The following is an 8,816-nucleotide window of genomic DNA, read 5'->3' on the forward strand; positions in this document are numbered from 1 at the left end:
GTTCGAAAACCAATCAGCTTGGAGTGGCTGAAAAATCGCAATCTCATTCAGTCGAATCGTCCCGTCTTTCCACGCACAGAAGATCGGAGCACTATGAGCCGTTGGTTCCGCCCTCTGGATCACGGCGATGTTGGAAATCCCGGAAGATCGATGCGAGCGCCATCGTCTGTTCAAGGCTATCGACGATGCCTTCAAGGGCGGCGACTTCGACGGCCTCGGCGTGGCCTTGGGCGGCTCTTCCCGCTGGTTCGATGAGCGCATGCCGTTTGAGTTCGGCCTCGGGCATCCGCTGGAATATGCGATCTATTGGAGCCCCGTCGGCTTCATCTCGACCCTGCTCGATGCCGGCTCGGATCCGAATTATCAGGATCACGGCGGGTTTCCGTCTATCATTGCGGCGCTGTCCACCGACAGGGCAGACAGGCTGGACATTGTGCAGGTGTTGATCGACGGCGGTGCTGCCCCCAACATGCGGGGCGTCAACGACTGGACGCCGCTTCACTATTCGGTGGCCATCCGCAGTGTCGATGCGATCCGCCTGCTTTTGGCAGCGGGCGCCGACCCGGCGCTCGAAACCCGCATCGATGACTACAGGACAGCCATCGAGGAAGCCGAGATTGCCGGTTTTGAAGCCGGTGCTTCATTGCTGCGCGATCCGATTGCCGGGCGCAGCTCCAACGGACAATGAGTTGGGCGCGGCGAAACCATCACCGACAGGTGGCCAAGCTGACCTCAGACCTTCTTCAACCCCGCCTTGAAGCGCTTGCCATTGGCAACGTAATGCGCCGCCGAGCCGCGCAACCTTGCCACGGCCGCGTCGTCCAGCACCCTGATCACCTTGGCAGGTGAGCCGACGATCAGCGAATTGTCCGGGAATTCCTTGCCTTCGGTGACCAGCGCGCCGGCGCCGACCAGCGAATTCCTGCCGATTTTCGCGCCGTTCAGCACGATGGCGCCCATGCCGATCAGGCTGTTGTCGCCGATCGTACAACCATGCAGCAAGGCGCGGTGGCCGATCGTACAGCCCTCGCCAATGGTCAGCGGAAAGCCGGGATCGGTGTGCATCACCGTATGTTCCTGCACGTTGGTGTCGGCACCGATGACGATGGGCTCATTGTCGCCGCGAATGACGGTGCCGAACCAGAAGCCGGCGTTGCGGCCGACCCGCACGTCGCCGATCAGCGTCGCATCGGGCGCGATCCAGTTTGAGTCCGCATCCGCGAAGCTGGGCTCCGTTCCATCGATCGCATAAAGCGGCATTTTTCGGTCTCCGAATCGTCTCAGGCTGGCAATTCGGACCCTAGGAGACGGATCGTCCATGAGGCAATGGCAAGCACGACGACGCCCAGCGCCAAGGACCAGGCAATCGCCGTGCAGCCGCAAGACATCAGTGCCCACTTGGAAATGCGGCGCTCACGCCGGGCATCGATGGCATCGTTGACCAGCATGAAAGGCCCGGCACAAGCAGTCGCGAGCAGCGAGCGCAAGACATGTGACGGCGACACATAGGGTTCGGTGAAGGCGACCTTGCGGCCCGACACCAGTTCCATGGCCGATCCAGCCAACCCGCAGGCCGTCAGCCCGACGACAAAAGCGAAGAGTGTGAGTTCCAGCGGTCCCATCTTAACTTTCCATTTACCATGAAATTGCACAGTCGTTCCATGAAGGCTGCAAGGGCCATGCCATGCGATGTGTGCCGCCCAGGGACAACAGAGGCGGACAGGCGGCTCGAGATCCGAGGACTGAGATGAAGCAGGCAGCGCTCGCCAACGGCCCCGAACTCACGGTGGTCGATTCCAGGCTGATGAAGCGGGTGTTCTACGGGTTCGCGGCGCTGGCGCTGCTGTCGGTAGCGATCAGCCTTGGTGGCAAATGGTTCGGCCATTCGATCGCCATGGCCGGATACACCGACGACGCAACGGTCCACCAGGTGGTGATCGCCAACAATGTCATTGCCGTGCCGGCCAACACCATCCGTTTCGCCCAGGCCCGGCGCGACGGCATCGCTTCGCGGCTCGACCTCTATCTGCGCTATCCCCAGATGGAAGGCTACAGCGAGGCCGCGCGGGACGATTTCAACCATACGGGCACTGCCAAGAGCATCATCTTCCTGTCCTTCGAACAGCAGATGATGTCGCGTGACATGAGTGGCCGCTTCGCGCCGATCTATAGCGCGTTGATCACCCAGCCCGGCATTGCGGGACCTGGCGGCACGACGGTGTACGGTTTCAACGAGAAATCAGGCTATCTGAACGAGGTGCTGGTTGTCGGCAAACGCCCCGGCAAGGACCCGTTCGTAGCCCGTTGCCTGAGCGGGCCGAGTGCCGAGGAATCGCTGGCGCCCTGCGAGCGCGACATCCAGGTCGGCGACGAACTCAGCCTCACCTATCGCTTCCCAAGGGAGTTTCTGGGTGATTGGCAGGCGCTCGACGCTGCAATCGCCACCGAAGCCGGGCGCGTCCTGAAGTCAGGACATTGAGAACGCTTCGGGAGATCCGGCTGGCCGGCCGCATGAGGCGGAGCCGGCCCAGCGCTAAAGCGCGTCGCGTTCGAGCGGATTCAGGCGACGCGCTTTAGATCTTTGATTTCATGCATGTCGTTGCCCCAAAAACCGGGGCCACTTTTGGGCGACATGCATTGGACAGCTGGCTCAGGCCAGATCGATGTCGAGGATCGCCATCGAGAAATTGTAGTCGCCGTCGTCCTCGTCCTTGAAGACGATGCCGAGGAATTCGTCGCCGACATAGACCTCGGCCGAATCGTCCTTGCGCGGCCGTGCCTTGACCTCGATCTTGGGGTTCTGGAAGACGCGCTTGAAATAGGCGTCCAGCTTTCTGATTTCGTCCGGCTTCAACAGTCTTCTCCGATCATCGGGCTTGCTCGTTCGAACGCGCTTCTGGCACGTCGACAATGGCGATGTAAAGGCAAGCGGCCTGATAAGGCGAGACAACCACCCGCTCATGCAAGCGGCCGGAATCCGGCAGCAGGCGGCGGCCTCGTGAAAATCAGATGTCGAAGCTGACGACCTGATCCATCGTCTGCGACGGCAGAAGCTGGTCCATCTGGCGCGACGGTTGATCGCAGCCGGTCTCGCCGACGACACGGGCCGGCACGCCGGCAACCGTCTTGTTGTGCGGCACTGGCGACAGCACCACCGAGCCTGCCGCGATCTTCGAGCAATGGCCGATTTCGATGTTGCCGAGGATCTTGGCGCCGGCGCCGATCAGCACGCCGTAGCGGATCTTGGGGTGACGGTCGCCGCCGGCCTTGCCGGTACCGCCTAGCGTCACGCCATGCAGGATCGACACATCGTCCTCGATGACCGCCGTCTCGCCGACCACGAGGCCGGTGGCGTGGTCGATGAAGATGCCCTTGCCGATGCGGGCGGCCGGGTTGATGTCGGTCTGGAAGACCGATGACGAGCGGCTCTGCAGATAGAGCGCGAAATCCTTGCGGCCCTGGTTCCACAGCCAATGCGCCAGCCTATGCGTCTGGATGGCGTGGAAACCCTTGAAATAGAGCACCGGCATGATGAAGCGGTCGCAGGCTGGATCACGATCGTAATAGGCCTGGATGTCGACGCGCACGGTCGTTGGCCAATCCTTGTCGTCGGCCAGCATCGATTTGAACGTCTGGCGGATGAGATCGGAGCCGATGTCCTGGTGGTCCAGCCGCTCGGCCAGCCGATGGATAACCGCTTCCTCCAGGCTGTCCTGGTTGAGGATGGTCGAATAGAGGAATGCGGCGAGCAGCGGGTCGCGGTTGACCGCCTCCATCGCCTCGTCGCGGATCGAACGCCAGATCGGATCGACCGGCTGCAATGCGCTGTGTCGGGAAATGCTGATGCTGTTCATCGCCGTCTCGTCCTGCGCCCTGCCGGGCTTGCCTGTTGCGCTTGCCTGTTGTCTGGCCGCACATATAAGCCAGATCATAGCACGATTGAACTCAATTTTCCTTAGTGCTTTGTCAAATGGATTTGGTTCGCGGGAATTCAAGCAGCCATGGAAAACGAACCCTTGATCGACGACGCGCTGAAAAGCGAGCTCTCAGCACTCTACCGGGCCAAGAGCCGCCACTACCACAACCTTGCCCATATCGAGGCGATGCTGGGCCTGGCAGGCGACTATCGAGGCTCGCTCGGCGATCCCGAGGCGATCGAAGCGGCGATCTGGTTCCACGATGCCATCTATGACAGCAAGGCCAAGGACAACGAGGCGCAAAGTGCTGCCCTTGCCGAGAAAAGGCTGGCGAGCCGCTCGGATCCGTCACGCCTCAATCGTATCTCGGCGATGATCGTCGCCACCGCCACGCACCAACTGCCGCCGTTCGACGACGCGACGGCCACACGGGACGCAAGTCTTTTCCTCGACATGGATCTGTCGATCCTGGGTGCCGCGCCGGATGCCTTCGACGCCTATGAGCGCGCCGTACGGCGCGAGTACGCCTGGGTGGAGGAGCCGATGTGGCGGGCTGGACGCAGTGCGGTCCTGAAGAATTTCCTCGCCCGCCCACACATTTTCCACACCGAAGAGTTTCGCCAGCGCTTCGAACCGCAGGCCAGGCTGAACATGGCGCGGTCGCTGGCGGCCCTCACAAACAGCTAGACTAGGAGCAATCAGGTAAAGGCGCCTATTGTCGATGCCAGCATCGCCAGAATGGCCAAGCCTGCCATCAACGACAGCCCATTGAGAACGATCCCCGGAAGCCGTCCGCTCAGAGCGGATTCTCGGCATAGAACTCCAGCACGCGCTGCTTGAAGGTCTTGTCCCCGACGGCCAGCATATGGTCACGGCCCTCGATGTGAAAGGCCCTGGCGTTCGGCATCAATGCTGCAAGCTCATCGGGCGACCCGCCAATGTCGTCGGTCGTGCCGACAGCGACCAGCGTCGGCTGGGCAATGAGGGCAATATCCTGCTCGCTCAGCAATTCGCGCGATTTGGCGATGCAAGCGGCCAAGGCACGGCGATCGCTGCGGGTCTGGTCGGCGAAGGCGCGAAACGATCGGCCGCGCGGATGGCTGGTCGCGGCCGGATCATCGGCAAGCAGTGCGGCGGCGATCGGATCCCAATCGCCGACACCATCGATCATGCCGATACCAAGACCTCCGAAAACCAGCGTCGCCACCTTGTCCGGATCGGACAGCGCCATGAACGCCGCGATGCGCGCGCCCATCGAATAGCCCATGACATGGGCGCGCTCGATGCCGAGATGGCCAAGCAGGGCGGCGGCATCGGAGGCCATCTTGACCGGCGTATAGTCGGCCTCCTCATAACTCTTGGACGACGAGCCGTGGCCGCGATTGTCGAAGGCAATGGCGCGGTAGCCGGCATCGTTCAGCGTCTTGAACCAGCCGGGCGACACCCAGTTGACATAATGGTTCGAGGCGAAGCCGTGGATCATGAGCACCGGATCGCCATCGCTCGATGCCGGCTGGCGGTCGAGGAAGGCAAGGTCGAAACCGTCATGGGTGAAAAACTGCATGAGCGATCCCGCCTGCCCACTCAACCGGCACCGCCATTGGGCGCATCGCCATTGTCGGCGGGCGGCATGCCGGGGCCTGACACCGTGCCGACGGCCGGATGGCGCAACAGGTCGCCATATTCGATGCCGTTCCTGGCGGCAGTGCCGGCCTTGAGCTCGAGCACGAAGCGCACCGGTACACCGGGCGAAATAACGGCGTCGGATTGCGGCTCGCCATGCTTGACCGCCCGGACCTTGCCGTCCTGGCCGACAAAGATCAGATCAAGCGGCATCGGAGTGTTGTGCATCCAGAAGCCAACCTGCTGCTGGACCTCGAAGACGAACAGCATGCCGTGGTCGTCCGCCATGTCCTGGCGATACATCAAACCGGCCTCGCGCTCGGCGGCGGTGTCGGCGACTTCGATGGAAAAGGAGCGATCGCCGCCTTTCGTCACCGCGACCAGCGGCGCCGGATCGGTCGGAAGGATCATCGCCCGGCTGTCCGCCGAGGTTGGCTTTTCGGAATAGAAATAACCACCGGCAGCGGCGGCGACGGCAATTACGACGCACGTCACGCTCGCAGTCAGCCAGTTCCTGTAAGCCATTCGAGATCCTCGGCCGGAAATCGTCCTAGTGCGAGACCGGCAAGGTCCCCATATCAGGGTGAATTTCGGCGGCCATAAGGCCTTTGTCGCCGCGTCCGAAACGAACCAGCACGACCTGCCCAGGCCGAAGCTCGGTGATGCCGTAACGGCGCAAGGTCTCCATGTGGACGAAGATGTCCTCGGTGCCCTCACCGCGGGTGAGAAAACCAAACCCCTTGGTGCGGTTGAACCATTTCACCAAAGCGCGTTCGAGACCGCTCTCCGGCGTCACCGCGATATGGGTGCGCTGCTCCTGCATCTCGGCCGGATGGACCGCCGTGGTGACATCCATGGAGAGCACCCGAAAGGCCTGCAATCCGCGGTCGCCATGCTTGACGAGACAGACCACGCGCGCGCCCTCCAGGGCCGTCTGGAAGCCGTCCCTTCGAAGACATGTCACATGGAGGAGGATGTCGCCCGAGATTCCGTCATCCGGGAGGATGAAACCATAGCCCTTGGCCACATCGAACCACTTGATGGCGCCGGCTACTTCGAGCAGATCAGCGGCATCGCCGCCTTCGTCACGCTGCAAGGCGTCGCCAAGGGTTCCGTCCCGCCCCGTCAAAGAGGCCTTTTCCCCCATAAGAATGCCCCCTTGTTTCAAGAACACCGCAACTGATTCTTGACACCAGATTAACACCGCGGCTTCCGGTGTGTGCAAGACCTGCCGTGCCTTTTTTCACGGTTCATTGGGGGAATACCGGATTTGTTCTTTGCCGGCATTGCGCACTGCCGCATGATTGCCCTTTGACAGGGCCGACCCTATGTTGCACCGCAACGCAATTTATCGAGGAAATCACATGCGCTATCTGCACACCATGGTCCGCGTCGCCGACGTCGATGCCTCGCTCGATTTCTACTGCAACAAGCTCGGCCTAAAGGAGGTGCGACGCTACGAAAACGAACAAGGCCGCTTCACGCTGATCTTCCTCGCGGCCTCCGAAGACGAGCAAAGCGGCATCGCCGACAAAGCGCCGCTGGTCGAACTGACCTACAATTGGGATCCGGAAGACTACAAGGGCGGGCGCAATTTCGGCCACCTCGCCTATGAGGTCGACGATATCTACGCCACCTGCCAACATCTGATGGACAATGGCGTCATCATCAACCGGCCGCCGCGCGACGGCAACATGGCCTTCATCAGGTCGCCTGACGGCATCTCGATCGAGCTTTTGCAAAAAGGCCCGGCCAAGGCCAAGGCCGAACCGTGGGCTTCGATGGCAAACACCGGAAGCTGGTAGTCCATCACGCTGTCTTGAGCGGATAATGCTCGGCTGACAGGTCCGGTACCGTTTGGTATTTCCCGGGACGGCGCCTATCTGTCCAGCTGTGGCGCCTGCCTTTGTTTTATGCATGTCGTTCCCCCAAAAAGCGGGGGCCACTTTTGAGCGACATGCATCAGGTTGGCGCCAAGCCACACAAACAAGCGCTTGCCCAGGAGAGTTCATGCCGACCAGCCATGCCGACGTCACCACCGAACATGCCAGCCGCTACCTCCAGCAGCTCTGCAAGCACTGGGCGCACAAATTCCCGGTCGAGTTCGATCCCAATCATGGCACCATCGATCTCTCAATGGGCCGCACAGTTCTGGACGCAGACGCGAGCGCTCTTCATATCGCGGTGACGACTGACGAGGGCGGATCGCTCGAGCGCCTGGAAAGCGTCGTCGCAGATCACATCAAGCGCTTTGCTTTCCGCGAAGAACTGACCTTCGACTGGAAACCCGCTCCGGCAGCCTAGGCGGCGACTTACTTCTCACCAGCCTGGGCGGCCATCGCCAGCAGCGCCTGCACCGAGCGCCAGTTGCGCGCGGTGCCCGGCACTGTCAGCGTGCGCGGGATCAGCCCGGCAAACACCGATTTGCCCAGCCCGTCCGGCGCGCTGAGGTAGAGCACATCGCCCTTGATCTCGAAGCGTTCGGAGCCGGTGCACTTTTCGGCCAGCCGCGCCGCCTCATCGGCGGTCGGCTCGCGCTCCAGCACATAGGCGTGCAGCTTCGTGTGGTCCGCGGCAACTTCCGGATAGGGATTTTCGCTCACCAACCGCTCGAACCATGAGAGATCGCGCACCATGATGCGCGAATAGAAACCCCATTTCTTCTCGAAGGCTGCTTCGATCTGTTTCGTCAGCGTCGCCGCGTCGCCTTTGTCAGTCCGGAACACGGCATTGCCGCTCTGCACATAGGTGGCGACATCGGAAAAGCCGAGATCCTCGAAGAACGACCGCAGCTCCGCCATCTTGACGATGCGGTTGCCGCCGACATTGATGCCGGAAAACAGCGCGACGAAGATTTTTCCGGCACCGCTCATATGATGAACCCAGCCAATGTCTCGTTGTCGGTGATGTCCTGATACTGGACTCCCTCGGCCTCGAAGTTCGCCTTGAGCAAATCGAAATTGCGACGGTCCTTGGTTTCGATGCCGATCAGCACCGAACCGAAATTGCGTGCCGATTTCTTCAGATATTCGAAGCGGGCGATGTCATCGTCGGGACCGAGCAGTTCGAGGAAGTCGCGCAGCGCGCCCGGCCGCTGCGGAAAGCGGATGATGAAGTATTTCTTCAGCCCCTCGAAGCGCAGCGCCCGCTCCTTGACGTCCGGCAGCCGCTCGAAATCGAAATTGCCGCCCGAAACCACGGCAACGATGGTCTTGCCCCTGATCTCCTTCCTGGAGAAATCCTCAGCGCATCGATCGCCAGCGCGCCGGCCGGCTC

The 8,816-nt window shown here is 61.5% G+C and carries 13 protein-coding genes and 1 pseudogene; 5 read left to right on the plus strand and 9 right to left on the minus strand.

The genetic code is table 11. From position 1 onward, the window contains the following. Positions 1-127: 127 nt before the first annotated feature. Positions 128-688, plus strand: a complete 561-nt coding sequence (locus EN993_RS25810; RefSeq protein ID WP_127265173.1) for an ankyrin repeat domain-containing protein — start codon at positions 128-130, stop codon at positions 686-688. A 44-nt stretch (positions 689-732) separates the two neighbouring features. Here EN993_RS25810 and EN993_RS25815 read toward each other — a convergent pair whose 3' ends face one another. Together EN993_RS25815 and EN993_RS25820 are read right to left on the minus strand one after the other, a co-directional pair. Continuing rightward, complete coding sequence (locus tag EN993_RS25815; RefSeq protein WP_126069252.1) at positions 733-1,260, minus strand: gamma carbonic anhydrase family protein; 528 nt, start codon at positions 1,258-1,260, stop codon at positions 733-735. 20 nt (positions 1,261-1,280) lie between these two features. Continuing rightward, positions 1,281-1,622 carry a hypothetical protein gene (locus EN993_RS25820; RefSeq protein WP_109671716.1) on the minus strand — a complete coding sequence of 114 codons (342 nt, stop codon included), beginning with the start codon at positions 1,620-1,622 and terminating at the stop codon, positions 1,281-1,283. Between the two features lie 125 nt (positions 1,623-1,747). Here EN993_RS25820 and EN993_RS25825 point away from each other — a divergent pair, with 125 nt between their 5' ends. After that, positions 1,748-2,479, plus strand: coding sequence for a hypothetical protein (locus EN993_RS25825; RefSeq protein WP_127265174.1), 732 nt, complete (start codon positions 1,748-1,750; stop codon positions 2,477-2,479). A gap of 171 nt (positions 2,480-2,650) precedes the next feature. Here EN993_RS25825 and EN993_RS25830 read toward each other — a convergent pair whose 3' ends face one another. Then, complete coding sequence (locus EN993_RS25830) at positions 2,651-2,854, minus strand: DUF3126 family protein (RefSeq protein WP_008875567.1); 204 nt, start codon at positions 2,852-2,854, stop codon at positions 2,651-2,653. A 151-nt stretch (positions 2,855-3,005) separates the two neighbouring features. Further along, positions 3,006-3,854, minus strand: coding sequence for a serine O-acetyltransferase (gene cysE, locus EN993_RS25835; protein ID WP_056584656.1), 849 nt, complete (start codon positions 3,852-3,854; stop codon positions 3,006-3,008). 147 nt (positions 3,855-4,001) lie between these two features. Here cysE and EN993_RS25840 point away from each other — a divergent pair, with 147 nt between their 5' ends. Then, entirely contained in the window at positions 4,002-4,604 is a 603-nt protein-coding gene (locus tag EN993_RS25840; RefSeq protein WP_109671719.1) for a hypothetical protein, read from the plus strand. A gap of 109 nt (positions 4,605-4,713) precedes the next feature. On the opposite strand, the gene EN993_RS25845 is transcribed toward EN993_RS25840, so the two are convergent. The 3 genes from EN993_RS25845 to EN993_RS25855 are packed head-to-tail and all read right to left on the minus strand — an operon-like array spanning position 4,714 to position 6,687. Beyond that, entirely contained in the window at positions 4,714-5,481 is a 768-nt protein-coding gene (locus EN993_RS25845) for an alpha/beta hydrolase (protein WP_164757809.1), read from the minus strand. Between the two features lie 20 nt (positions 5,482-5,501). Beyond that, positions 5,502-6,065 (minus strand): DUF192 domain-containing protein, encoded by a 564-nt coding sequence (locus EN993_RS25850; RefSeq protein ID WP_109671721.1) that lies wholly within the window; start codon positions 6,063-6,065, stop codon positions 5,502-5,504. 25 nt (positions 6,066-6,090) lie between these two features. Beyond that, positions 6,091-6,687 carry a cold-shock protein gene (locus EN993_RS25855; RefSeq protein ID WP_109671722.1) on the minus strand — a complete coding sequence of 199 codons (597 nt, stop codon included), beginning with the start codon at positions 6,685-6,687 and terminating at the stop codon, positions 6,091-6,093. A 217-nt stretch (positions 6,688-6,904) separates the two neighbouring features. On the opposite strand from EN993_RS25855, the gene EN993_RS25860 reads away from it, so the two are divergent. Then, positions 6,905-7,345 carry a VOC family protein gene (locus EN993_RS25860; protein ID WP_109671723.1) on the plus strand — a complete coding sequence of 147 codons (441 nt, stop codon included), beginning with the start codon at positions 6,905-6,907 and terminating at the stop codon, positions 7,343-7,345. Positions 7,346-7,550: 205 nt separating this feature from the next. Continuing rightward, positions 7,551-7,844, plus strand: coding sequence for a DUF2218 domain-containing protein (locus EN993_RS25865; protein WP_109671724.1), 294 nt, complete (start codon positions 7,551-7,553; stop codon positions 7,842-7,844). Positions 7,845-7,852: 8 nt separating this feature from the next. Here the strand turns inward: EN993_RS25865 and EN993_RS25870 are convergent, their stop codons facing one another. Together EN993_RS25870 and EN993_RS25875 are read right to left on the minus strand one after the other, a co-directional pair. Continuing rightward, entirely contained in the window at positions 7,853-8,413 is a 561-nt protein-coding gene (locus EN993_RS25870; protein ID WP_109671725.1) for a DUF1697 domain-containing protein, read from the minus strand. Next, positions 8,410-8,816, minus strand: a pseudogene (locus EN993_RS25875) (threonine dehydratase); the annotation flags it as partial. The pseudogene EN993_RS25875 and the gene EN993_RS25870, both read right to left, overlap by 4 nt.

Origin of the sequence: Mesorhizobium sp. M7D.F.Ca.US.004.01.2.1 (assembly GCF_003997785.1) — a bacterium.
In the GTDB taxonomy this organism is placed as follows: domain Bacteria; phylum Pseudomonadota; class Alphaproteobacteria; order Rhizobiales; family Rhizobiaceae; genus Mesorhizobium; species Mesorhizobium loti.

What these genes read in the sequence shown, in the direction of transcription:
- EN993_RS25810 (WP_127265173.1), top strand. Translation starts at nt 128, where the DNA reads ATGTTGGAAATCCCGGAAGATCGATGCGAGCGCCATCGTCTGTTCAAG.
- EN993_RS25855 (WP_109671722.1), bottom strand. Translation starts at nt 6,687, where the DNA reads ATGGGGGAAAAGGCCTCTTTGACGGGGCGGGACGGAACCCTTGGCGAC.
- EN993_RS25865 (WP_109671724.1), top strand. Translation starts at nt 7,551, where the DNA reads ATGCCGACCAGCCATGCCGACGTCACCACCGAACATGCCAGCCGCTAC.
- EN993_RS25860 (WP_109671723.1), top strand. Translation starts at nt 6,905, where the DNA reads ATGCGCTATCTGCACACCATGGTCCGCGTCGCCGACGTCGATGCCTCG.
- EN993_RS25825 (WP_127265174.1), top strand. Translation starts at nt 1,748, where the DNA reads ATGAAGCAGGCAGCGCTCGCCAACGGCCCCGAACTCACGGTGGTCGAT.
- EN993_RS25870 (WP_109671725.1), bottom strand. Translation starts at nt 8,413, where the DNA reads ATGAGCGGTGCCGGAAAAATCTTCGTCGCGCTGTTTTCCGGCATCAAT.
- EN993_RS25840 (WP_109671719.1), top strand. Translation starts at nt 4,002, where the DNA reads ATGGAAAACGAACCCTTGATCGACGACGCGCTGAAAAGCGAGCTCTCA.
- EN993_RS25820 (WP_109671716.1), bottom strand. Translation starts at nt 1,622, where the DNA reads ATGGGACCGCTGGAACTCACACTCTTCGCTTTTGTCGTCGGGCTGACG.
- cysE (WP_056584656.1), bottom strand. Translation starts at nt 3,854, where the DNA reads ATGAACAGCATCAGCATTTCCCGACACAGCGCATTGCAGCCGGTCGAT.
- EN993_RS25815 (WP_126069252.1), bottom strand. Translation starts at nt 1,260, where the DNA reads ATGCCGCTTTATGCGATCGATGGAACGGAGCCCAGCTTCGCGGATGCG.
- EN993_RS25845 (WP_164757809.1), bottom strand. Translation starts at nt 5,481, where the DNA reads ATGCAGTTTTTCACCCATGACGGTTTCGACCTTGCCTTCCTCGACCGC.
- EN993_RS25850 (WP_109671721.1), bottom strand. Translation starts at nt 6,065, where the DNA reads ATGGCTTACAGGAACTGGCTGACTGCGAGCGTGACGTGCGTCGTAATT.